Source organism: Pseudovibrio exalbescens, from assembly GCF_028737195.1.
GTDB classification, from domain to species: domain Bacteria; phylum Pseudomonadota; class Alphaproteobacteria; order Rhizobiales; family Stappiaceae; genus Pseudovibrio; species Pseudovibrio zosterae.
Genome location: NZ_JAQZAJ010000001.1, coordinates 779,849 through 802,967, shown reverse-complemented (window position 1 = coordinate 802,967; position 23,119 = coordinate 779,849). Strand labels below are relative to the sequence as shown.

Annotated in this window: 27 protein-coding genes; 22 read left to right on the top strand and 5 right to left on the bottom strand. The window is 53.7% G+C overall.

The annotated features are described in order from the left end of the window. Positions 1 to 9: 9 nt before the first annotated feature. Positions 10 to 855: an SDR family NAD(P)-dependent oxidoreductase gene (locus PUV47_RS03835; protein ID WP_274217128.1), complete on the top strand. Its 846-nt coding sequence runs from the start codon at positions 10 to 12 to the stop codon at positions 853 to 855. 57 nt (positions 856 to 912) lie between these two features. On the opposite strand, the gene PUV47_RS03830 is transcribed toward PUV47_RS03835, so the two are convergent. Continuing rightward, positions 913 to 2,229, bottom strand: a complete 1,317-nt coding sequence (locus PUV47_RS03830) for a UDP-glucose dehydrogenase family protein (RefSeq protein ID WP_274217127.1) — start codon at positions 2,227 to 2,229, stop codon at positions 913 to 915. An 864-nt stretch (positions 2,230 to 3,093) separates the two neighbouring features. Between PUV47_RS03830 and PUV47_RS03825 the strand changes: the two genes are divergently transcribed. Continuing rightward, positions 3,094 to 3,780 (top strand): response regulator transcription factor, encoded by a 687-nt coding sequence (locus tag PUV47_RS03825; RefSeq protein ID WP_274217126.1) that lies wholly within the window; start codon positions 3,094 to 3,096, stop codon positions 3,778 to 3,780. Positions 3,781 to 3,879: 99 nt separating this feature from the next. On the opposite strand, the gene fliI is transcribed toward PUV47_RS03825, so the two are convergent. Genes fliI through PUV47_RS03805 form a run of 4 tightly spaced genes read right to left on the bottom strand, consistent with a single transcriptional unit; the run spans position 3,880 to position 7,338 of the window. Beyond that, on the bottom strand, positions 3,880 to 5,196 hold the full coding sequence (gene fliI, locus PUV47_RS03820; RefSeq protein ID WP_274217125.1) for a flagellar protein export ATPase FliI: 1,317 nt from the start codon (positions 5,194 to 5,196) through the stop codon (positions 3,880 to 3,882). Then, positions 5,197 to 5,838 (bottom strand): hypothetical protein, encoded by a 642-nt coding sequence (locus PUV47_RS03815; RefSeq protein ID WP_274217124.1) that lies wholly within the window; start codon positions 5,836 to 5,838, stop codon positions 5,197 to 5,199. 4 nt (positions 5,839 to 5,842) lie between these two features. Continuing rightward, positions 5,843 to 6,562: a flagellar basal-body rod protein FlgF gene (gene flgF, locus PUV47_RS03810; RefSeq protein WP_274217123.1), complete on the bottom strand. Its 720-nt coding sequence runs from the start codon at positions 6,560 to 6,562 to the stop codon at positions 5,843 to 5,845. A gap of 2 nt (positions 6,563 to 6,564) precedes the next feature. Then, a complete protein-coding gene (locus PUV47_RS03805) occupies positions 6,565 to 7,338 on the bottom strand; it encodes a DUF1217 domain-containing protein (RefSeq protein WP_274217122.1) in 774 nt (257 codons plus the stop codon). Between the two features lie 154 nt (positions 7,339 to 7,492). Between PUV47_RS03805 and motA the strand changes: the two genes are divergently transcribed. The 20 genes from motA to PUV47_RS03705 all read left to right on the top strand — a co-directional run bounded on the left by motA (position 7,493) and on the right by PUV47_RS03705 (position 23,111). Then, a complete protein-coding gene (motA, locus tag PUV47_RS03800; RefSeq protein WP_319621962.1) occupies positions 7,493 to 8,353 on the top strand; it encodes a flagellar motor stator protein MotA in 861 nt (286 codons plus the stop codon). Between the two features lie 3 nt (positions 8,354 to 8,356). After that, positions 8,357 to 9,334 (top strand): flagellar motor switch protein FliM, encoded by a 978-nt coding sequence (locus tag PUV47_RS03795; protein WP_274217120.1) that lies wholly within the window; start codon positions 8,357 to 8,359, stop codon positions 9,332 to 9,334. Beyond that, positions 9,315 to 10,034: a hypothetical protein gene (locus tag PUV47_RS03790; protein ID WP_274217119.1), complete on the top strand. Its 720-nt coding sequence runs from the start codon at positions 9,315 to 9,317 to the stop codon at positions 10,032 to 10,034. The genes PUV47_RS03795 and PUV47_RS03790 overlap by 20 nt, the downstream gene beginning before the upstream one ends. Before the next feature lie 27 nt (positions 10,035 to 10,061). After that, complete coding sequence (fliN, locus tag PUV47_RS03785) at positions 10,062 to 10,484, top strand: flagellar motor switch protein FliN (protein ID WP_274217118.1); 423 nt, start codon at positions 10,062 to 10,064, stop codon at positions 10,482 to 10,484. Between the two features lie 18 nt (positions 10,485 to 10,502). Then, positions 10,503 to 11,540 (top strand): flagellar motor switch protein FliG, encoded by a 1,038-nt coding sequence (locus PUV47_RS03780; protein WP_274217117.1) that lies wholly within the window; start codon positions 10,503 to 10,505, stop codon positions 11,538 to 11,540. 49 nt (positions 11,541 to 11,589) lie between these two features. After that, positions 11,590 to 12,654 carry a flagellar biosynthesis protein FlhB gene (gene flhB, locus PUV47_RS03775; RefSeq protein WP_274217116.1) on the top strand — a complete coding sequence of 355 codons (1,065 nt, stop codon included), beginning with the start codon at positions 11,590 to 11,592 and terminating at the stop codon, positions 12,652 to 12,654. A gap of 29 nt (positions 12,655 to 12,683) precedes the next feature. After that, positions 12,684 to 13,151, top strand: a complete 468-nt coding sequence (locus tag PUV47_RS03770) for a hypothetical protein (protein WP_274217115.1) — start codon at positions 12,684 to 12,686, stop codon at positions 13,149 to 13,151. 164 nt (positions 13,152 to 13,315) lie between these two features. Beyond that, complete coding sequence (gene flgB, locus PUV47_RS03765) at positions 13,316 to 13,699, top strand: flagellar basal body rod protein FlgB (protein ID WP_274217114.1); 384 nt, start codon at positions 13,316 to 13,318, stop codon at positions 13,697 to 13,699. Between the two features lie 3 nt (positions 13,700 to 13,702). Beyond that, the gene (gene flgC, locus PUV47_RS03760) at positions 13,703 to 14,122 is read left to right on the top strand and encodes a flagellar basal body rod protein FlgC (RefSeq protein WP_274217113.1); all 420 of its coding nucleotides are present in this window, start codon (positions 13,703 to 13,705) and stop codon (positions 14,120 to 14,122) included. Then, positions 14,122 to 14,475: a flagellar hook-basal body complex protein FliE gene (locus tag PUV47_RS03755; protein ID WP_274217112.1), complete on the top strand. Its 354-nt coding sequence runs from the start codon at positions 14,122 to 14,124 to the stop codon at positions 14,473 to 14,475. Before flgC ends, PUV47_RS03755 begins: the two co-directional genes overlap by 1 nt. A gap of 10 nt (positions 14,476 to 14,485) precedes the next feature. Then, positions 14,486 to 15,274, top strand: coding sequence for a flagellar basal-body rod protein FlgG (gene flgG, locus PUV47_RS03750; protein WP_274217111.1), 789 nt, complete (start codon positions 14,486 to 14,488; stop codon positions 15,272 to 15,274). Positions 15,275 to 15,300: 26 nt separating this feature from the next. Then, entirely contained in the window at positions 15,301 to 15,777 is a 477-nt protein-coding gene (gene flgA / locus PUV47_RS03745) for a flagellar basal body P-ring formation chaperone FlgA (protein ID WP_274217110.1), read from the top strand. Between the two features lie 65 nt (positions 15,778 to 15,842). After that, positions 15,843 to 16,907 (top strand): flagellar basal body P-ring protein FlgI, encoded by a 1,065-nt coding sequence (flgI, locus tag PUV47_RS03740; protein ID WP_274217424.1) that lies wholly within the window; start codon positions 15,843 to 15,845, stop codon positions 16,905 to 16,907. 85 nt (positions 16,908 to 16,992) lie between these two features. After that, the gene (locus PUV47_RS03735) at positions 16,993 to 17,517 is read left to right on the top strand and encodes a MotE family protein (RefSeq protein WP_274217109.1); all 525 of its coding nucleotides are present in this window, start codon (positions 16,993 to 16,995) and stop codon (positions 17,515 to 17,517) included. Continuing rightward, complete coding sequence (gene flgH, locus PUV47_RS03730; RefSeq protein WP_274217108.1) at positions 17,514 to 18,221, top strand: flagellar basal body L-ring protein FlgH; 708 nt, start codon at positions 17,514 to 17,516, stop codon at positions 18,219 to 18,221. Before PUV47_RS03735 ends, flgH begins: the two co-directional genes overlap by 4 nt. A 9-nt stretch (positions 18,222 to 18,230) precedes the next feature. Further along, positions 18,231 to 18,719 carry a flagellar basal body-associated FliL family protein gene (locus PUV47_RS03725; RefSeq protein WP_274217107.1) on the top strand — a complete coding sequence of 163 codons (489 nt, stop codon included), beginning with the start codon at positions 18,231 to 18,233 and terminating at the stop codon, positions 18,717 to 18,719. Between the two features lie 38 nt (positions 18,720 to 18,757). Next, entirely contained in the window at positions 18,758 to 19,465 is a 708-nt protein-coding gene (gene fliP, locus PUV47_RS03720; protein WP_425313733.1) for a flagellar type III secretion system pore protein FliP, read from the top strand. Positions 19,466 to 19,807: 342 nt separating this feature from the next. Next, positions 19,808 to 20,653, top strand: coding sequence for a hypothetical protein (locus PUV47_RS03715; protein WP_274217104.1), 846 nt, complete (start codon positions 19,808 to 19,810; stop codon positions 20,651 to 20,653). A gap of 134 nt (positions 20,654 to 20,787) precedes the next feature. Next, complete coding sequence (gene fliF, locus PUV47_RS03710; RefSeq protein ID WP_274217103.1) at positions 20,788 to 22,482, top strand: flagellar basal-body MS-ring/collar protein FliF; 1,695 nt, start codon at positions 20,788 to 20,790, stop codon at positions 22,480 to 22,482. Then, positions 22,479 to 23,111 carry a hypothetical protein gene (locus PUV47_RS03705; protein WP_274217102.1) on the top strand — a complete coding sequence of 211 codons (633 nt, stop codon included), beginning with the start codon at positions 22,479 to 22,481 and terminating at the stop codon, positions 23,109 to 23,111. Before fliF ends, PUV47_RS03705 begins: the two co-directional genes overlap by 4 nt. Positions 23,112 to 23,119: the final 8 nt, after the last annotated feature.

The following is a 23,119-nucleotide window of genomic DNA, read 5'->3' as shown; positions in this document are numbered from 1 at the left end:
GAGAGGGGAATGACGACAACCGAAACGACAATCGTCATCACAGGAGCCAGTCGGGGAATTGGCGCCGCTCTTGCCAAGGCCTATGCAGGCCCAAACATTCGCCTCGCGCTCATCGGGCGAGACCGCCAGCAGCTCAGCAGCGTTGCCAACGACTGTGCTGCCCAAGGCGCCCACGTGCATGTAATCGAGTTGGATGTGAGAAACCATGAAGTGCTGCGCGCAACACTGCAGGCGTTCGACAACAGTTACGCGGTGGATTTGGCGATTGCGAACGCCGGAGTAACCTGTGGCAGAAAGGATGAGACCGGTCTGGAAGATCCGGAGGAGGCGCACCGGCTGACGCAGGTCAACTATACGGCCGCAGTTGAGACTGCACAGGCCGTTTTGCCCGGCATGAAAGCGCGGGGCCATGGCCAGATTGCTTTTGTATCATCGCTTGCTGGCCTGAGAGCACTTCCAGATATGCCAAGTTATTCGGCAACCAAGGCAGCAATTGCCTCTTATGGTGCTGCATTGCGTGGCCAGTTTCGGGGAACCGGCGTTGCGGTGGCGGTGATTTATCCTGGGTTTGTAGCCAGCAGCATGACTGCAAGGCATCTTGGCGCAAAGCCTTTTAAAATATCAGCCGAAAAAGCTGCGCGGATAATCAAGGCAAGACTTCACAGAAAGTGGTCGGTGATTGCGTTTCCAATACCTTTGGTCGTCGGCATATGGCTGCAGAAGACATTTCTGATCCCACCATTGTCAGATCTCACTATGGGCTTGTTCAGAGCCAAAATTTTGGAGGATCCAAGTTACAGAAACTTGGATCAGACAAACGTTCCAGAGCTGCGGGAAACAGAGAAGACCGACTAGGTAAAGAAAAGGCCCGTGGGAAAACGGGCCTTTGGTGTTTGTCTTCTTGTCGGCCGATCAAATTTCCTGATCGGGGCGACCAACGCAGGTGTATGTAAACCCGTGCTTTTCAAGCTCTTCCCGGCGGTAGATATTGCGCAGATCAACCAGAACAGGAGCCTTCATGGTTTCTTTCAGACGCGCAAAATCCAAGGCGCGGAAAGCGTTCCATTCGGTCACGATAACCAGAGCGTCTGCGTCCTGGGCAATCTCGTAGGCGTCTTTGCCGAACACCACATTGTCCATGAGCTGGGCGGCACTCTCCATGCCTTCCGGGTCATAGGCATGAATGAGTGCGCCTTTGTCTTGCAGGGCTTGCACAATTGACAGCGAAGGGCTGTCTCGCATGTCGTCGGTGTTTGGCTTGAATGTGAGGCCGAGAATGGCAATTTTCTTGCCACGGACATCTCCGCCGACCGCAGCTTGAACCTTGCGAGACATGGAGCGCTTGCGGGTATCGTTGATGGAGCAGGTAGCCTCGATCAGACGCACAGGAGAGGAGTTGTCTTGCGCGGTTTTGACAAGTGCGAGGGTGTCCTTTGGAAAACAGGAGCCGCCGTATCCAGGTCCCGCGTGCAAGAACTTGGCCCCGATGCGGTTATCAAGACCAATCCCGCGAGCGACATCCTGAACGTTTGCCCCCACAGCTTCGCTCAGATCAGCAATTTCATTGATGAAGGTGATCTTCATGGCAAGAAACGCGTTGGCGGCGTACTTGATCAGTTCGGAAGAACGGCGTGATGTAAACAGGATAGGGGACTGGTTGAGGTATAGAGGACGATAAACCTCGGTCATTGCATCGCGTGCGCGCTCGTTCGATAGACCAACAACGATCCGGTCCGGGCGTTTGAAGTCATCAATGGCGGCACCTTCGCGAAGGAACTCGGGATTGGAGACCACTTCAAAGTCGGCATCCGGGTTTGCTTCACGAATTATACGTTCGACTTCATCGCCGGTGCCCACCGGAACCGTTGATTTGGTGACAACTACAGTAAAGCCGTCCAGCGCCCCTGCAATCTCCTTGGAGACGTCGTAAACGAAACTCAAGTCAGCATGGCCATCTCCGCGACGAGAGGGCGTGCCTACTGCAATAAAGACAACGTCTGCCTTCTTGACTGCGCTAGGCAAGTCGGTGGTGAAGGACAGGCGGCCTTCATCGCTGTTGCGCTTGACCAGTTCATCAAGGCCCGGTTCAAAAATCGGAATTTCTCCGCGCTTCAGCCCTTCGATCTTTTCGATCGCCTTATCAACGCAGATAACCTCATGGCCAAAGTCTGCAAAGCAGGCTCCTGAGACGAGCCCTACATAGCCGCTGCCGATGACTGAAATGATCATTGTAGCTCCTGTCGCCAGCCAAAAGACTGACCCATTCCTGCTGGTTCTGGATGGGGGAAAGCATTAGCGCGAAGTTTTAGGCATTTAAAGACCTTGGCCTACTAAATGTGTGGGAGGCAGGGGAGAACCTGCTGCAACCATACATTTATAATAAAGGTCCTGTGCAGGCAGGGCTCGAAACCTACTTGTCGGTCAAGGCGTAGTACACCCCGCGCAGGGCGCGCAGGTCCTTAGCCGTGAAATCCTTAACCTCGCATGGTTCCGATAGAAACTGGATTCCAACTTCCGAGTTCTTCTTCCATGCCTGACGATAGAGAGCAATTTTACTATCGTCGTCGAAGTATATCTGTCCTTCGATGGGAACGGCATCGGCATCGCCTACGAGTAGCCTCGCACCGGATTGTGTCCGGTCCCGAATGACGCAATCAGCCACAAATTGGTCCGAAAGATCACATAGCTTACCTGCTCTAAACCGAATCCTTTGCCGATTCTCGCGTCTTTTATCCATCAAAGCGGCGAAATCCCTGATTTTTTATCCCATAAAATTGCGTGGAATTTAATGAGCTGAATTGGTTAATTGGACCCTTATATGACCAATTCATCTCATGACGAACTTGTGTCGGACTGACTCGGTCACTCTTGCAAAATGCATCTTATGCCTTGAGATTCCGAGGATATTTCCATTTGAATAGCAGATAATATAAAATTTTAAATAAATGTCCGTAGATTTTGCGAAGATTAGATTAGTTAACAAACGGTTAACCCCTTAGATAAACTGAATAATTTCGCAAAAACTTAAATTGACAGCCAATAATGACCTGTATTACTGCCATGAGTGTCCGTGGGGTATTTGGAATTGGGGTCATGTATCTAATTGTTGACGAACAGGAGCTTGTAACCGAAGGCTATGCGTCGGGTTTCAAGCGAGAGGGTATCTCCTCTAGTGGGTTCAAGCCGTCAGAGTTCCATGATTGGATTAGCTCTGCACCAGACACAGATTTTGAAGCGGTAGAGGCCATTTTGATTGGTGAGTGCCTTGAACGCGAACAGTATCCGCAGATTATCCGGCGTCGTTGTGGTCAGAAGCCGGTAATCGCGTTGAACAGCACCACACAGCTGGAGCAGACCTTGAAGTTGTTTGCTGCCGGCGTTGATGATGTTGTTCGCAAACCAGTCCATGTGCAGGAAATACTTGCACGTGTGAACGCGATCAAGCGTCGTACGCAAACACAGTCAGTACAGGTCGAACTGGGTGACCTCACAGTATTCTTTGATGGTCGCGATCCTGAGGCAAAGGGTGAAGTATTGCCACTGCCACGTCGCGAACGCCGTATTCTCGAGTATCTTGCTCAGAACAACGGGCGCCGCCTGACAAAGGCTCAGATCTACAACTTCGTCTACGGCATCTTCGAAAGTGAAGTAGATGAGAATGTTATCGAAAGCCACATCAGCAAGCTGCGCAAGAAACTCCGTAATCGCCTTGGATACGATCCAATCGACTCCAAGCGTTACCTCGGCTACATCATCAGCACCATGGAAGAAGCTCGCTAAAGCCTCTTCCATCTTAGATCGAAGTCACCTCATTCCATAAAAAAGGACCTCACCGCGCAATGCTGTGAGGTCCTATTTGGCTTTATGAAAACATCAGCTTCAGAGCATCTGCGCCAGTTCCGTGAACGCATCAGTGCTGGAAGGGGCTGTGCTGCTCTGTGAGAGCGCATTATAGAGCTTGGGTACCAGTTCTATGGCTTGATCCAGAAACGGCTCTACGCCCTGTTTGTAGCCGCCCATCATGCGAAGATCTTTCGTGTCCTCAAACTTGGCCACCATCGATCGTAGTTTGAGCACAAGTTCCCGCTCTTGAGGAGACCATGCGTGCTGAGCAAGTCGAGAGACAGAAGACAAAATGTTGACCGCCGGGTAGCGGCCATCCTCTGCAATGTGGCGGTCCAGAACAATGTGACCATCCAGAAGACCGCGAATGTTGTCTGCTACTGGATCGTTGTGATCGTCGCCATCGACAAGCACGGAGATGACAGCAGTGATCATGCCGCTGCCTTCGACACCAGGTCCCGTGCGTTCCAGAAGAGCTGGAAGCTCGGTAAAGACGCTCGGAGGATAGCCACGCGATACAGCGGGCTCACCTGCAGCCAGAGCAACGTCGCGTAATGCGTGCGCATAGCGGGTGATGCTATCCAGTACCAGCAGGACGGAATCCCCTCTGTCTCGATAGTATTCTGCTACGGAAACTGCGGTCTTAGGGGCAAGGCGGCGCATCATTGCGCTTTCATCACCCGTAGCGACGACAACAACAGATTTACCCATCTGTTCGCCAAGCGTGTCCTCGATAAACTCACGAACTTCTCGCCCACGTTCGCCAATGAGGCCAATCACAACCGTATCGAAGGAGTTGCTTCGGGCAATCATTGAGAGCGTTGTGGACTTGCCAACGCCCGAACCGGCAAAGATGCCAAGGCGCTGCCCGTGCATCATAGGGGTGAATATGTCGAGGACGCGAACCCCAGTTCGCGCGTGTTTGGTAACCCGGGCTCGGTTGATGGCAGGGGGAGGGGATTGATTGAAGGGAATGTCCTCTTCACCGCGTCCCAGTGCCCCTTTTCCGTCAACCGGTTTGCCCATGGCATTGATGACCCGGCCTTTCCAGCTTGCATCAGGACGCAGGCTCAAATCGCCGCTACGTTTGATTTTGGTGCCCAGCCCCAGGTCGTTGCGGGTGGCATAGGGTTTGACGATGACGCTTTCAGCATCAATCTTGATGATCTCGCCAAAGCAGGTCTCTCGCCCGTTCGAAAACGAGACTTGGTCGCCCAAGCTAACCCCGCTGGAAAGCCCTTTTACCCGCAAATAGTTTGCCGTGACTTCACTGAGCGTGCCGCTGATATCGATATCCCAAGCATCTGCCGGGATGCTTCTCGTCAGCTTTTGAAGCCTCTCAAGATGGTGCATTTACGAGTTGCCCAGGTGCTTGGCCTGTAGCTCTCTCAAGACGTCTTCTGGAAAGACGTTGCGAGGATCATTCGCCAGCGCCGTAACGTTTGGAGGCTCTGAGAAAGAGGTGTTTTTTGAAAGGGCTGCCACTAGGTCCGCTTCGCTCACGGATGGAATTTCAGGGGCGCGGGACGACAAGGACTGGTTCATCTCCACGTTGCCGAACAGGGGCGGTACGTTGGTGCCAATCTGGTTGTAATCAACCCCGGCAACGGCGGTTGGCGGTGCGTTGCCTTCCAGTGCAGCGAGCTTCTGGTTCACCGCGTCAGCGCCAGTTGCCATTTGGCTTTCTTGTTCAAGCGTGCCGTCCATGGCCATCTGAACCATGTTTGCGCCCATAAGGCCAACCATGCCGAGCGGGCCGCCGATCAAGCCGAACAAGGTGCTGCCGATTGCGCGGGAGCGTACCGAGGCGGTGTCGCCTGTCATGCCTTGATAGAGCGTGTTGACGCCCGGAATGTGTTGCAGCGGATTGATCATGTCGATGAACTCATCCATCGTGAAATCCGGTGCCGTTGACGCAGCGCTCTGGTTTTGTTGTGCTTTGAGGTCCGGATCCAACTGTGGGCCAGTCTTGGAATAAACACCATCAACATACATTGGATTAGCCTCCGAGCTGGCGGATTGCATTCTGTCTGGCGGACTCAGCCGTTTGCATGGCTGAGTTTGTGCTTTCAAAGGCGCGGCTGATTTCAATCAGGCGGGAGATTTCCATGATTGGGTTCACGTTGGAGCCTTCAACGTAGCCTTGTTCGAGCCCGTTTTCGGTAAACTCGAAAATGGGCTGGGCAGGTTGATTTGGCACAACGGCAGACCCGCCCAAGCGGCTAAGCTTGGCGCCTTCTGGAATGTCGAACAGACCGATAACGGCGACGCGCTGGCCGTTCTGGAACACAGAGCCATCGCGGAGAATCTCAGGCTGCCCTCCAGCAGGATCAAGCGCGATCACGCCGCCGCCAGCATCAAGAATCGGATTGCCCTCAACGCTGCGCAGGAGACCGTCAACGGAGATCTGCATGCGGCCATCACGGGTGTACGCTGGCCCGTTGCCGGTTTCGATTCCGAGCCAGCCATTGCCAGCGACTGCGACATCAAGGGGATTACCTGTCTGTTTAATCGGGCCGCCCTGACGATTTATGTAATTGTCACCAGTGGAGGCGTAGGCAACGGGATCGGCGCCTGCGCGATTGATTTCACTGTTAAACTTCACAGCATCAGCGCGATACCCTGCCGTATCCATGTTGGCCACATTGCGGGCCACTGTTTCCATGCGGCGCTCGAGTGAAAGCTGGCCAGACAGTTGAACGTAAAGCGAAGATTCCATTTTTACCCGCCAAACTTGAGAGAGTTGACCTTGAGCAGAACATCTGGATTGACGCCGGATCCGCTGTTTTGAAACAGGGAGAGGGTAGGGGCTATCGAGATATTGTTCTGCACATCATAGAGGTTGGTAAACTTAGTTAAGAACTTATCCAGTTCCTCGGGATCTTTGAGGATCTCAAGATCAAGACGCGATTCTATGTATTTCGCTTGGGCGTCAACGTCGCCGCCGACCATCGCCTCAGGCATGCCGATGGCGGTGCGTACAACGGCATAAAGCGCTTGATCTGCAAGAATCTCATAGGTGTTGGTCAGCTCAGGCGCTTTTCGTTTGAAGTAGAGCGCGAGGCGCACGCCTTCGTTGTCCTGACCTTCATTCAGCTCAAGTGTTTGAAGCACGTAGGCGTCGACAACGTCTTGCTGTGCGCGGTCAAAGCTTGTGGCTGTCGAGCCGTAGGTCTCGAAATTGAAGGCAGTTGCAAGCTCTTTGTATCGTTTATCTTGAAGGCGATTGGCGTAGCTGGTCGGATCAGTGATGCCCTGCTCCAGCACGTCACGAACAAGGCCTTTTGCATAGATCATGTCCTCGAGGCCCATAGCTTTCATGGCATACCGATATATCCGGTCATTGTCCATGAAATCATCTATGCTTTTGATACTGCGAATGTTTTCTTGGTAGTACTGTGTCTCGCGATCGACGATCGGATCTTTGGAAGTTCGCTCGATGGTTTTATCCATGTCACGTGTGAGCATGGTATAACGCAACGCTGTATCAAGCATAGGGCACCTCAACAAAAAGCATACTTGCCCTTAAACTACGTTTTCTGGCTTGCCTGAAGCTGATGAGAACTTTTTCAGTTTGCGCCAGTTTCAGACAAGCATGCGCTCCTATGAATGTCCCAATATGGAATTGGCTCGAAGAGTGGAGCGCGTTTTGAATATTGCGGTCGGACTGGTAATCGTTGTCGGGTCTTTGCTCGGTGGTTACATGGCAATGGGCGGTCACCTCGGTGTGTTGTGGCAGCCTTTCGAGTTCGTCATTATTGGCGGGGCGGCATTTGGCACCTTTGTTGTCGGTAACTCATTTAAGACAATGAAGGATACCGGCAAAGGCATCATGCAGGCATTCCTATATGCCGTGCCAACAAAACGAGATCACTTGGATACGCTGAGTGTTCTTTATGGGCTGATGCGTACCTTGCGTGCCAAGGGGCGAAATGATGTCGAAGCAATCATCGATAATCCGAGCGAGTCGGAGCTGTTTCAGCGCTTCCCTGGCGTCTTGAACAACAGCTCGCTGACCAACTTTATCTGCGACTACTTCCGCTTGATTGTGATCGGCAATGTGCGGCCTCATGAAATTGAGGCGCTTATGGATGAAGAGCTTCACACAATTGGTCGTGAGGAGCTAAAGCCTTACTATTCTCTGTCAACAATCGCAGAGGCGCTGCCTGCGCTCGGTATTGTGGCAGCGGTGCTCGGCATCATCAAGGCGATGGGCGCGATTGATCAGGAGCCTGAAATTCTCGGTTCGCTCATTGGTGCGGCTCTTGTGGGTACCTTCCTTGGTATTTTTCTGTCCTACGGCATCGTGAGTCCGATCAACGGTCGCATCAAGACCGTTCGTGAACGTCGCTATCGCCTCTACATCGAAGTCAAGCAAACCCTTCTTGCATTCATGAATGGTGCAGCCCCTCAGATCGCTCTGGAGCATGGACGTAAGACCATTGCCGCTGATGAGCGCCCATCGATTGATGAGGTTGAGGAAGAAACAATGAACGCGGGAGCTGCATAAGCCATGCAATATCAAGGTGATGTGATCGAGCCGGGTGGATACGAGAACACCGAGGAAACCGAGGCGCAGAAGTTCGATCTGCCATCTCGTCTCTTGGATGCTGCTGGCATTGGTGTTGATCGTCTGCCGATGCTGCACGTGGTGTTCGACCGGATGGCGCGGCAGTACATCGATACGCTTCGTCAGATGGCGGCGAGTGCGCCTTACATTGCCGTGCAGTCCGTAAGAAACGACCGTATCGGCGATGCTCTGGATCAGTATGAGGATCGTGCGATCATTGCGGTTTTGCATGCTCAAGAATGGGATGCACGCATCCTCCTTGGTTTTGACAAGCAGTTCATATTCTCGATGGTCGAGCTTCTCCTTGGCGGCGACGGCGAGGAAGAGGCCTTTGATGAGGACCGCGCGCTTACCAGTGTAGAGCAGCGTCTCGCGCACAAGATGTTCGAGGAGGCAGCCTCGGCCATGGAGAGCGCATTTGAGGCCATTGCGGACGTGACCATCAAGGTTGAGCGTCTCGAAACGCGTACCGAGTTTGCTCAGACTGGCCGGCGCAGCAACCAATGCGTTGTGTGCCAGATGAATGCCGAACTCATTGGCCGTGAGGGCGAGATCTTTATCGTAATTCCGCAGTCGGTTCTGAACCCGCTGCGACAGAATCTAACGCAAGTATTGTCTGGCGAAGTAGCCGGACGTGACACGCGCTGGACCAAACAATTCCAGCATGAAATTCAAAAAACAGAGGTGAAGCTAACAGCGGTCCTGGAGGAGCAGCGTCTCACGCTTGAGCAAGTGGCGCAGTTCGAAGTTGGGCTTGTTCTGGAACTCAATGCAACACCTAAAACACCTGTGCGGCTGGAGTGCAACAGACAACCCCTGTTCAACTGTAAACTTGGGCAGGTTGCCGGATCATATACCGTTCGAATTGACGAGTTGATCCAGCAAGACGGAGATCTTCTCGATGACATCATATCTAATTGACGGGTTTTTATTCCTTGCTCTCCTGGTGACCACGTGGCGGGTGGTCCTCATGTATCGCCAGCTGCGCGTCATGTCCTCGCATCACGAAGACTATCAGCGCATCTTTGATCAGACTTCAGAGGCGATGGACGGCATCAACGTCTCGCTTCAAGAGCTGAAGGTGCGCGGTGAAGAAATCACCAAGACGCTTGGTGAGCGTATCGATGTTGCCAAAGAGACAACGGTTGATATGAACGCCGTCATCCAGAAGGCGCAGGACGAAATGAGCGCCATGCAAGAGTATGTAGAGTGGTTGCAGGCCGCTTCCGACAAGGTTGGCGTGGACTTGGCTCACGTCTCTGCGCGCCTGCCTGATAGGGCTTCTCAGGCGCCCGGGCGTGGCAGTCGCGCACCTGCTCATCGTGGGCGTGCAGCCTCTGCGTCCAAGGGCTCTGCAACGGCGCAGCGCCCGCAGCCGGGAGTTGGTCGAGGTGTTGCCGCGAAACCGGGTAGTGCAAAGCCAGGGGCGGCGAGCGCTGGGGCCGCGGCTCCTGCTGGCCATGGAAGTGAAGCAAAGAGTGCTGGTCAAAGGCCTGCGAGCGAGCAGAATGCCGATGGTTCAGCGACTGCTGTCTCCGCCGTTGATAAACAGAATTTGCGCGTGCGCAAAGTCAGCTTTGGACAGGCTGCGCCTTTTAGAAGCGTGAATGTCAAAGACTAAATGACCTCTCTTTTGGAGTGACAGGTAATGACCAATTCCAACGACATGAGCGATGAGGCTCTTGCCCTTCAGTGGGAAGCTGCTGCAGCAGAGGCTGATATGAGCATGGAGGAGGCCATGGCTGCCACTCCCGCCGCTGCTACACCTGCCGCGCCCGCTGATAATGATGGAATGAGCGATAGTAACGTAGATCGCAACCTGGATGCCGTTCTGGGCATTCCGGTAGATATGCAGGTGGTTCTGGGGTCGGCGACCATGCCTGTAGCCAGCCTTCTCAAGCTGGGACGCGGTGCGGTTATTCCACTCGATCACCGCGTTGGTGAGCCGGTCAACATCGTGGTGAATGGTCGCACTGTAGCACGTGGTGAAATCGTTGTTGTTGAAGACGATAACTCCCGTTTTGGTGTTTCTCTCACCGAGATTGTTGGTGCGAAGGGTAGTTACGCGTAAGACCTTTAGGAAATCAGTATGAACACAGCGCTTCAGGTTCAGGGAACAAGCCCTGGCACGGCGGTAAAGAAGACCGGTACTCAAAAGGCGGCGGCACTTCTCCTTGCAATGGGCAATGAGAAGGCGACGAGGGTGCTCAAGCATTTCGACAACGACGAGATGCGCCTGATCATTCGGTCCGCAGCCGAACTTGGCACGGTCCCTGCGAATGAGCTTGATGAACTCATTGAAGAGTTCATTGAATTGTTCTCAGGCGGTGTGAACCTGTTCGGTACCGCTGAGGGCGCTGAAGGGCTGCTGCGCGGCATCCTGCCTGAAGAGCAGGTTGCTGAAATCATGTCTGACGTGATGGGGTATTCCAAGCGCTCCATCTGGGACAAGGTTTCGCAGATCTCTGATCACGTTCTTTCAACCTATCTCTCGAAAGAGCACCCGCAGACGGCTGCGTTCATTCTCTCCAAGATCTCTCCAAATGCGGCGGCTGGCGTAATATCTCAGATCCCACGTCGCAAGCGTAATGAGATCGTGCGTCGGATGCTCACTCTGAAGCCGATCGTGGAAGACGTCATGGACGAGGTTCAAAAGACGCTTCACGAAGACTTCATGGTGAACTTCGCTCGGACAGTTGGTACCGATGCGCATGCTCGCATGGCAGACATCCTCAACAAGATGGAGCGCGACGATCTGGAAGATACGCTCAGCAATCTGCGTGAAGTTCTTCCAAAATCTGCAGAGCAGCTGGCCGGTCTTCTGTTTACCTTCGACGATATCGTCAATCTGGATCAGCGGACCCGCATGGCGATCTTCGACGATGTAAACACGGACACGATCACGCTGGCCCTGAAGGGGACGGAGAACGAGTTCCGTCAGGCAATTCTGTCCTCCATCTCTTCGCGTGCAAAGCGTATTGTTGAAAATGATTTGGCCTCCGGTGAGCCTTCACCGCAGCGCGAAGTTCTCGATGCGCGCCGTCAGATCACCGACCTTGCACTGGAAAAGGCCAACAGCGGCGAGATTGATCTTGATCTTGGACGTGGCGACGAGGTGTACATCTAGTCCGGCATGCCGGGAGGAGTATGGCGCTTTCTAAAAGCGGCGAGGGGGCATGGCCGAAGATCAGGATCAAGAGAGTAAAACCGAGGAACCCACGGAGAAGCGGGTTCGCGATGCCATTGAGAAGGGGAATATTCCCGTTTCTAAAGAGGCGTCGGTACTCGCTTCCTTTGTGGGCATGATGTTTATTCTCACGTTCATGCTCAATGATGCAGGAGCCGGTATTACTGGGTTCCTGCGCTGGTTTCTGGATAACCCGGGTGAGATCCGCATGCTCAGTGATGAGGATGGGGTTGAGTTGCTACGGGTCGTATCTTTGGAATTTGGCAGCTTCCTTTTTCCGTGCGCTGCTCTACTTACCATTCTGGGTCTGGCGTCTTCGTTTCTTCAGAATTCACCGCGAATGGTTCTTGATCGCATTCAGCCGAAGATGAACCGTATATCTCCGCTGAAAGGTTTTGGGCGTATCTATAGTATGAATGGGTTGATGGAGTTCGTGAAGTCTCTGATCAAGCTCACCATTGTGGGCGCGGTGGCGGTCATTGTGTTGCGCTCTCAACAGGCAGCAGCGCTGACTGCCATGTATCAAGATCCAACACTTCTGCCGCAAACCATTCTCGAGATTGCTATCAAGCTGCTCTCCGCGATCTGTGTTGCAACCATTGCGCTTGTGGGTTTCGATTTGGTTCTGGCCCGTTTCCAGTGGCGCAAGAACTTGCGCATGACCCGGCAAGACATCAAGGATGAGTTCAAGCAGGCCGAGGGCGATCCAATCCTAAAGGCCAGGATGCGCTCGCTGGCACGTGATCGTGCACGCAAGCGTATGATGTCTAACGTTGCAGAGGCGACGGTGGTCATTGCCAACCCAACGCACTTTGCAATTGCGCTCTATTATGACCGCGGTGAGAACTCCGCCCCACGTGTTACCGCGAAGGGGCAGGATCTGGTCGCGCTCAAGATTAAAGAACTTGCCTATCAGCACGACGTGCCAGTGGTGGAGAATAAGGAGCTCGCTCGCGGGCTGTATGCAGCAGTTTCTGTGGATCAGTATATCCCCCCTGAATATTACAGAGCTGTTGCAGAAATCATTTCTTACGTGTATGTGAGTAGAAGATGAGTAGTGCTGTAGCGGCGTGTAAGGATACTATGCAAACAGTTGCATTCGCCGAAAGTCTAATATCGGGTGCTGAAGTAGACACCTCGGTTTCGCAACATGCGGAGCGCGAGGCTTTGCTTGCTGAGGCCGTACGTCCTGTTGCGGCCGAGCTTCGGCTTGTCGACTTGACCTGTCTTGCCCGACATATTTTGGGCAACGAGACGGCGAATATTTCCGATCTGATCGAGTCCTCCGCTGAGTTGTCCTTTAAAGAAGGCACACTCACCTATGCAGGTACCTCCACCATTGATCTGAATTGGGGAGGGGATCAGTCGATCTGTTTTCATCTGAACTTCCAGAACAAGGGAGTTAAGGTGATGTTCGAGCTGTTCTTGTTGCCGCTCAAGTCGGCAGTGGATGTCAAGTTCATCGCGTTTGATCGCATTCAGGATGATATTGCAGACAACTCTCAGCGCTTTACTGAGGCTCTGGAAGATGCTTTGGTAAAGCGCAGCTAAACTCCTGCCTCTCTTGGATGTTTCAGGCCCGCACATCGGTTGCGGGCTTTTTGTTTTAGCACTCCCAAAAAACCGAGTTCGTGACGCGGTTCGTTGCAGCCGTCAGCCCCGTGCAAGATTCAATTGGTACCCAAGGGCACTATTGTTATCCATGGAGTAGCGTTTTGGAACCGGTTTACCTGTTCGATCTTGCTTCGCGCCAGTCGACTTGGCTGTCAGTAAGGCAGGCGACAATTGCTGAGAACGTATCTCAGTCAGATACACCTGGATATGCAGCCAAGGAAGTTGAGCCGTTTCGCGATGTGCTTGACAAGACCCAGTTGGGTATGGCCGCAACCAGTGCAGGTCATATCGGCGGTGACTTCAGGAATGCTCGCGATATTGGAACAGAAGAAGCAGAGCCTTGGCAGGTGTCAGCTTCTAAGAACTCTGTCTCCCTTGAGCAGGAAATGATCAAGTCAGGTGAAGTAGCTCGTGCTCACCAGCTGAATACGGCTGTTGTGCAGAAGTTTCACGGCCTGATGCTCGCAAGTTTGGGAAAGCGCTAAATCATGGTTGATCCACTCGTAGCCTCTCTGAAAATCAGTGGCTCTGGCCTTCATGCGCAATCTCAGCGCATGCGTGTGGTCTCAGAGAATCTAGCCAACGTGCAGTCCACCGGCAAGACCGAAGGATCCGATCCATACCAGCGCAAGACCATCACTTTTCAAAGTGAAATGGATCGCGCACTGGGCGCTGAGCTTGTTGAGATCGATGGCATCGGCAAAGACGATAGCGCTTTCCGAATTGAATATGATCCGTCCCATCCAGCTGCAGACAAGGACGGTAATGTTAAGTACCCGAACGTGAACACGCTCATCGAGCTGGCAGACATGCGCGAAGCGACGCGCTCTTATGAAGCTGGCCTGTCTTTGATGAAGCAGTCACGTGAAATGATTACCCGAACAATTGACTTGTTGAGGTCGCGTTAATGGTTGGTTTTATCGAAGGCCTTGGTGCTATTGGAAGTCTGTCTTCCAGCTCCCGCCTTGCCGGAACAGGTTCTATCGGCGGTGTTGCGGAATCTCGTCAGTACGCTCCAGTGAGCGATACAACTGCCACGCAGGAAGCCAGTTTCACGGATGTAATGGCAGACGCCATGAAAGAGACGGCCAATACGCTCAAGACTGCTGAAGTAACATCAGTTGCGGGCATCAAGGGCGAAGTTTCAGCGCAGGCAGTTGTTGAAGCTGTCATGAACGCTGAAGTTCAGCTTCAGAGCGCCATCGCCATTCGCGACAAGGTGGTCTCCGCCTATCAAGAATTCTCCAGAATGACAATCTGAGGTTAGCCCCATGAAAGCTCTCGCAATTGCTGCAACGGGTATGGCTGCCCAGCAGACCAATCTGGAAGTTATTTCCAACAACATCGCCAACATGAACACCACGGGCTACAAGGCCTCGCGTGCAGAGTTCACTGATCTGCTTTACCAAGTGGACCGTGCTGCAGGTGTATCCACGCAAGCCGGCGAGTCTCCAATTCCTGAAGGTATCCAGCAGGGCTTGGGTGTGAAGACGGCAGCAGTCCGCAAGCTTCATGCTCAAGGTGCGCTCGTTGAAACCAGCAACACCTTCGATCTGGCGATTGATGGCAAAGGCTGGTTTCAGGTAACCGGCCCTGATGGTGAAACCCTCTACACACGTGCTGGCGCGTTCAATGTGAACAATGAGGGCCAGCTCGTGACACTCGATGGCTATGAAGTTCAGCCGGGTATCACAGTGCCGGAAGACGCGATCCGCGTTTCCATCAACCAGAGCGGCGAAATCTTCGCGATCCTTGACGGCGATCAGGCACCGCAGGATCTCGGCCAGATGTCATTGGCAACCTTTGTCAATGATGCGGGCCTTTTGGCTCTGGGCGGTAACTTGTTCCGCGAAACTGAGGCTTCAGGCGCAGCTACAGAAGGCGTGCCAGGTGATCCGGGCTTTGGTGTTGTTCATCAGGGCTATCTGGAAAGTGCCAACGTCGATCCAGTGAAGGAAATTACCGAGCTGATCAGCGCGCAGCGCGCCTATGAGATGAACTCAAAGGTCATTCAGGCGGCAGACGATATGGCTGGCACCGTCAGCAAGGGCATCCGCTAATACTCCTCCTTGAAGGTGGTCTCACTGTGAAAGAAAAACGCTCCATCCTAGGCGCAACCGCGTTGGTTCTGGCAGGTCTTTTCTCGTCGTTCGCTCACGCTTCCGACAGGGGAACTACAGAGCTGCCAACCCCCTCCATGGTGATTTATCCAGGCGATATCATCAGTGAGGGAATGCTTCAGGACAAGGTTTTCCTGAACCGTGGTGTTGCCGAAATGGCCGTGGTTCTCAATGCAGAGGATGCGATCGGAAAAGAAGTGCGTCGCACATTGGTGCCGGGTCAGCCCATGCCTTTGAACGCACTTCAAGAGCCTCTCGTGGTCAAGCGTGGCACGCTCACAAATTTGGTCTTTCGCGAAAACGGTCTGGAGATCAGAGCGGTGGTAGAGCCGCTTCAGTCCGGCGCTGAAGGTGAGCTGATCAAGGCCCGTAACGTGGACACAGGGCAGCAGGTAACAGGGGTCGTTCAACTCAACGGCACCCTGCTGATAAAAGGTGATTGACGGTGTTGGCAAGAGTTTCGCAGCTATTCAAGAGTGTGTTGGGCGCGGCGGTGCTCAGCTGCCTGATGGTCGTCAACGCCGATGCGCTCGTGCGCATCAAAGACATTGCTGAGCTTCGCGGCATTCGTGACAACCAACTCGTTGGCTACGGTCTGGTAATCGGCCTCAACGGTACGGGCGATACCATGCGGAACTCGCCATTTACGGAACAGTCACTGCAATCCATGCTGGAGCGTATGGGAGTCAACGTGCGTGAATCGCAGCTTCGTGCTCAGAACGTTGCCGCGGTTGTTGTCACAGCCGAACTTCCCCCTTTTGTTGGCAATGGGTCCCGCATCGACATTTCCCTGGGCTCTTTGGGCGATGCATCGTCGCTGCGGGGTGGGATGCTTTTGGTTACCCCGCTCATGGGTGCTGATGGCAATGTCTATGCAGTGGCGCAAGGTTCTGTATCCGTATCCGGCTTCAACGCTGAGGGTGATGCAGAAACACTGACGCAAGGCGTGCCGACCTCCGGCATGATTGCCAATGGGGCACTCATTGAACGCGTCCTGCCAGATTATTTCAGCAACTTGCAGAAGCTGGTGTTCGAGCTGAAAAACCCGGACTTCAAGACGGCTGTGCGTGTTGCGGATGCGATCAATGCATTCACCACGACGCGCTACGGACGCAAGCTTGCCAAGGAAAACGACTATCGGTCCATTGAGGTCCAGCGCCCCAATGGGTTGAGCGCTGTGCGTTTCATCTCTCAGATTGAGAGCCTTCTCGTGCAGCCAGATACGCCAGCGCGAGTGGTTGTTGACGAGCGCACAGGCACCGTGGTCATCGGGCAGAACGTGACCATCTCTACAGTGGCTGTCACTCATGGCAACCTGACTGTTCGCGTCTCGGAGCAGCCTGAGGTCTCCCAACCGAATCCGTTTGCAGAGCAGGGTGAAACGGTTGTTGTACCGCGCACCGAAATTGAAGCGACGGAAGAAGATGGCCAGCTTCAGATCGTTGGCGGTACCGACCTTCAGACGCTGGTGAACGGGCTGAATCGCATTGGCCTCAAGCCAAGTGGCATCATCGCAATTCTGCAAGCCATCAAGCGAGCAGGCGCGCTTCAGGCAACACTGGTCGTCAAGTAATTGGCGGCCTGTGTGCCTCTACAAGCCACGGGCAAGTTTCTAACCCCATGATCGGGTCAATTCATTCTTCGGGAACAAGGGTGCGATGGCTTTTAGCAGAAAATCGCTAAATCTTACGGGTGTATGCGCAGCTGCGGTGCTGGCTCTGACGCTGTCCGTCTCAGCTCAGGAAGCTGAGATGAGCGAAAAGCAGCAGCAGCAAAGCATCGAAGACGCACTGAACTATTGTCAGAACGTCTCAGAAGATGCCGATGCCGCTCGTATGAAGTGGCAGTTGCGGGCGATGTTCGATGCTGAAGAGCAGATGAACGCCAAGATCGTAGAGCTGGACGCCAAGATCGAAGAACTTCGCAATTGGGTTGAACGGCGCGAGCAGATCCTGCAGCGCGCTGAGGGGCATGTGGTTGAGATTTACGCGAAAATGCGCTCTGAAGCGGCCGCAACTCAGCTTTCCACCTTGGACGATATCACCGCAGTTTCAGTGCTGATGCAGCTCAAGCCTCGTCAGGCAGGTGCGATTCTGGCGGAGATGCCAGCGGAGCGCGCCGCTTACCTGACCGACACCATGGCGCTGTTGACGCAAAAGTACAAAAAAGGGGCCGACTCGTGAAGAAAGCCGCTCTTCTCCTTCTGGCTCTTTCCTTGGCCGGTTGTAATTCGTTGAAAAACGTCGGCAAAGAGCCGGAGCTGACCCCCCTGGGTAATGGCCTGGCCCCAAATGTGGGGGCTCTTCCCGTTGCCACATCCATGCAGACCAAAACCGAAAAGCGGGCGTTTCATGGTCTGTGGGCTGAGGGTGAGCAGGACTTCTTCCGCGATCCGCGCGCAAAGCAGATCGGTGATGTCCTGACTGTTACCATCGAGATCGACGACAGAGCGGAGCTGGACAACGAGTCTGAGCGCTCACGCAATTCAAATGCGCGAACTTCTGCTGACGCCGCTTTTGCTTGGGGGTCGATTTCCAGTGGCAGCGCAAACGGCAATATCGGGGCCACTGGCTCAACAACCAGCAAAGGTGAGGGCGCAATTGACCGGTCTGAGCAGATCGATCTCTCCATTGCTGCGATCGTGACACAGGTGCTTCCAAACGGAAACCTGATTATCAGCGGTCAGCAGGAAGTCCGTGTGAACTATGAGGTTCGCGTTCTTTCTGTCGCCGGCATTGTTCGCCCTGAGGACATCACCGGGCGTAACACAATTCCTTATGACAAGATCGCTGAGGCTCGTGTCTCCTATGGCGGTCGTGGTCGCATCACCGAGGTCCAGCAGCCAGGCTGGGGTCAACAGGTGATGGACATCATCTCGCCGTACTAGGAGTAGCTCATGATTGGTGGACTTCTGAAGCGAGAGTCTTCTCTGATTGAAAACATCATAGCCATTTTCATCGTCACGGTTGTGGCGTTGGTTAGTGGGTACTTGCTTGGCGGTCATTTGGTTGTTCAGGTGCATGATCAACTTATCGCTGCACGTGAAGTGGAAGACGAGGGTATCGTAAATCCGATTTATGCCGAGGAAAGTCAGATTGTTTCCTTGAACCCGATCGTGACGAACCTCTTGTCTTCCTCTGAGAACTGGATCCGCATCGAGTCTTCACTGGTCGTGGAGACTGCGAAGATGGGCGGCAAGGATCGCGATGTTCTTGCAAAGGAAATCGAACAAGATCTGCTGGTGTACGCCCGCACGTTGGGTCCGCGTCAGTTGGAAGGGTCACGTGGCCTTTTGCGCCTGCGGGACGATCTGAACGAGCGCGCCCGCATGCGCGGCGGCGACGCTGTCCATGAACTCATCCTAGAATCGGTGGTCATTCAGTGAAGATCAAAGCGCTTAGTCTTTTTGCTGTTGTATTCTTGATGAGCGCAACGGCGGGCTTGGCCCAGGAAATTGATCTGTCCTCCATCTTGCCGGATGGGCAGGCCAGCACCACCGGGCGCATCATTCAATACATCGCGATCCTGACGGTCCTGTCGCTCGCGCCCGGCATTCTGATCATGGCGACCAGCTTCACCCGCTTCGTGGTGGCGCTGTCGTTCGTGCGCTCTGGTATGGGGCTTCAGACCACGCCAGCAAATATCATCCTCATCTCTCTGGCCTTGTTCATGACCTTTTATGTCATGGCACCCACCTTCGATAAGGCGTGGGAAGACGGCTTGCAGCCCTTGATCAACAATGAGATCACAGAGGAAGAGGCCTACGACAAGATCACCGGTCCCTTCAGGGAGTTCATGCTGAACAATGTCCGTGAAAAGGACTTGGCATTGTTTGATGAGCTCGCCGTTGAATCATTCGACTATGATCGCAATACGCCTATTGAAGAGATCGATCTTCGTGTTCTTATACCAGCCTTCATGGTCTCAGAACTACGCCGAGGTTTTGAAATCGGCTTTCTGATTGCCCTGCCGTTTCTGGTCATTGACTTGATTGTGGCAACTCTCACCATGTCCATGGGTATGATGATGCTGCCGCCAACCGTGATCTCTCTGCCATTCAAGGTTTTGTTCTTTGTGTTGGTGGACGGGTGGCATTTGTTGACTGCCGGTCTCATAAGGTCGTTTGTCTAGATTTCCCTTATGAACACAAAGAGTTCTGAAAAAGTCGACCTTGGGTCGGCTTTTTCGTATGAACTACGTACAATCATACCCGGCAAACTAATTAAAATTGTAGCTACGGTCAGTCTCAAGCAAGTTCATTCCCTATACTGGACGGCGAGTTTAAAAGTACGAGTTTGAGATTCGCCGTTTTATGAGTTTCTGATTGGTCGTTGTTGTTAGCTCCACGATCTTCAAAGCAACGGTGAAAGTCCATGGAAAGGTGAGGGCATGGGACCTTTTCCATTCAGGGCCGTCAGAGACAATCGTTGTGAAAGCCGGGTTCGCCCATCACAACGTGTTCTCGAGGGCGTGGTGAATGTTACGTCTTGGGAGACGGGCGCAGGTCTGGCGCTTGCTGTCGATCATCAAGACCTTCCGAATGTGGCCGCAACACAGATATGCTCTGCCTACCGCGAAGTGGTTGGTGATGGCATGCGTGAAGCTTTCGAAATTGCAGAGCTTCAGGTGGAGTTGATTGGCCATCTCACGCAAATAAGGCACCTTCTGAAGAAGGCTGTTGAGCCGCTCGCGGACCGTCGCGAAATTCAGTTCGAAATTGCGCATCTGCAGGAGCGGCTGTCGCTTTGTGCCAACTCACTAGCGCACAAGCAGGAGCTTATTGGCCGGCTGCGGCGCGGCAACGGTGCATCGATCAGTTTCAAGTCAGTACCTGTTGACATTGACGGTCACGCAGATGGGTGTGCGACGGTTACCCATATGCTCTTGAATGTTTCAAAGCTCTTGCTGATTGGTGTTGAAGGCGAAGGACTTCTCGAAAAGCCGTTGGCTGGGGCTGGAGCGTTCACTCAAGATCCAGCCACGATCCTTGATCTGGATCTCACCGAGCTTGACGAGATTTTTGAAGATCCAGGCAAGTTCCGTCAATTGATTGGTGTGACAACCGTTGTCCAGCAAGGTCTGAAAATGGCTGCTGATACGCTTGAAAGTTATCAGGCGCAGCTTTCTGCGCACAAGCGAGCGTTGGAAGAGAAGATCTCAAGGCGCAAGTTGGAAATGTACGACAAGGTCGATCCAGCTCTGTCACTCAAGCGCGCGTTCGAGCTTGCCGGTTTGACCAAGGCACACCTCGGCGCGAGCCGAGAGGGAATCGCCAACGGACGGTTGATGTCCCTGCAAAACTTGCCGATACCGGCTTGAAGCTTGCGCCGCGGTGGATTTCCTGCCGCGGCCACCTCGGAAAACCCTAGGTTTTCCGCCAAATCTTGCTGCACCACCTTCGCGCAAGGTTATTGGTCAAAATAGGGCACGAATGTATAGCATCAGAGGTGCGTATGGCTGCCCGCGAAAATGCAGAAAAAATCTATTCCAACTTGGCTCAACTAGGCACAAAGCGGTTGATCGCCCTTGGATTTGTTGGACTAGTCACCTTTGTAGCGATTGGTGTTGCTGCATATCTCCTGTCACGTCCACAGCAAGAAATTCTCTACGCCAATCTTGAGCGTGATGACGTAAGCCAGATCGGCACTGCATTGCAAAATGCTGGGATCCCGTTTGATGTGAGCTCCGACGGCTCTGTGGTGACTGTTGATGTGGGGTCAACAGCACAGGCGCGGATGCTACTTGCTGAAAAAGGGTTGCCGCGTGGTTCCGGCGCCGGCTACGAGCTCTTCGATGAGATGGGGTCTCTTGGTTTGACCTCGTTCATGCAGAGTGTGACGCGCGTGCGTGCGCTTGAAGGCGAAATCGCAAGAACAATCCAGTCAATGCGCGGGGTTAAAGCCGCGCGCGTTCACTTGGTGATTCCCGAAAAGGCAACGTTCCGCCGTGAAGATCAAAAGCCGACCGCTTCTGTTCTTATTCGCGCGGATGCGGGCCAGATCAACGGTATAGCCCAGTCCATCCGTCATCTTGTGGCAGCTGCCGTTCCAAGCCTTTCTCCTGACGGTGTCACCATCCTCGACACCGAAGGGCAGCTTCTCGCAGCCGGGGATAGCGAGTCCAATGCGTCGAGTGGTCGAAAGGTCATGCTGGAAGAGACCATGGTCTCTCGAGCGCAGTCGTCGATCCGTCGTGCGTTGTTGCCTTACTTGGGTATCGGTAACTTTGAGGTCAGCGTCTCAGCGCAGCTCGATACGGATACGCAACGCGTTTCCGAGACCACTTTTGATCCGGAAAGCCGCGTGGAGCGCTCTTTCCGTGTGGTCCGCGAAAACGAGCAGTCGCAGAACGCCAGCGTTGAAACGCCTGTTACTGTCGAGCAGAACTTGCCTGAAGAAGATGTCAATGCGCAGGGCGGGGAACGCTCTTCTGAGCAAAATGAACGCCGAGAAGAGCTGACCAACTACGAAATCTCCAGCCGCACAGTTGAGACCATCTTCGATGACTACAAGATCGATCGTCTTTCTGTGGCCGTTGTTGTGGACCGCGCACGCCTTCTGGCAGATAGCCCGAATGGCGAGGAAGTGACGCCTGAGCAAATTCAGAGCAAGCTGGACGAGATCCAACAGATCATCGCTACAGCAGCAGGTCTGGATGTTCAGCGTGGCGACCAGATCAACGTCAGTGCGGTGAACTTTCTCACACCTCAAGGTCAGCTCCAGCCAATCCCGCAGCAAACAATCATGGACGCTTTGATGCGTAACATGGGCAGCTTGGTGAACGCTCTTGCGATCCTTGTTGTGACGCTCATGATCATCTGGTTCGGTCTGCGTCCAGCAGTTGCCTTCCTGCTGCCAAGCCAGCAGGAGATGGAAGACGAAAAAGCAGCTTCCACTGCCATTGCAGCCCTGCCTGAAGGTCAGGCTGCTCTGGCCGCAGGTGGTGCAGCACCAGGTATGATTGAAGGCGCAGCGCCAGAGGGTGCCTTTGCTGCCCTTGCCGACATGTCGCAGGCCCATGAAGACGATGATCCAACGATGGTCAACCGCGTTGCCCTGCGCAAGCTTGAGCGTGCCGTTGATCTGGATGACGTTCAGGCGGCCATCATCCTCAAGCAGTGGATGTACAATCAGGATCGTGCTTCATGAGTAAGGCGCTGTCCGAAACGCTTGCTGATTTTACCAACGCAACAGCTTCTGCGCAGAGCGATGTACTTGAGCAAAGCGATGTAGTGGCGTTTCTGCCCAAGGCCTACGGTGAGGGCGGAGACTGGGTAAACCGAGTTTTTGAAGCCTATGAGAACGGCTTTTCTGAGGGGGAGGAAGCTGCAAAGGCGGGATGTGACGCACGCATCGAGGCCATGAAGCAAGAACTCGACGAGAAGCTTGAAACAACACAGAAGGCCTGGAAAGAAGAACAGGGTCGCATCCTCGAAGAGGAAATCAAGCGCTCCCTGACCATTCTTGAGGAACGGGTGTCCGCAACTGTGGCGGATATCCTTATCCCTTTCCTGCACGAGGAAGCGCGCCAAAAAGCGATCCTCAGTTTGTCACAGGTTCTCCGCCGGCACTTGGCCGGCAACAAGGAGAGTGTGGTCGAAGTGAGTGGCCCCAAAGATCTCTTCGACCTCTTTCAACGCTCTTCAGGCGAGATGTGTCACATCATGAAATACAAGGAAACCGAGGACGCCGATTTGGAGGTCCGAGTTTCCGACATGACGTTGTCATCCGGTCTTGCGGACTGGCTCGCTGAACTTAACGAAACAAATCAAGGCTGAGTGTGGCA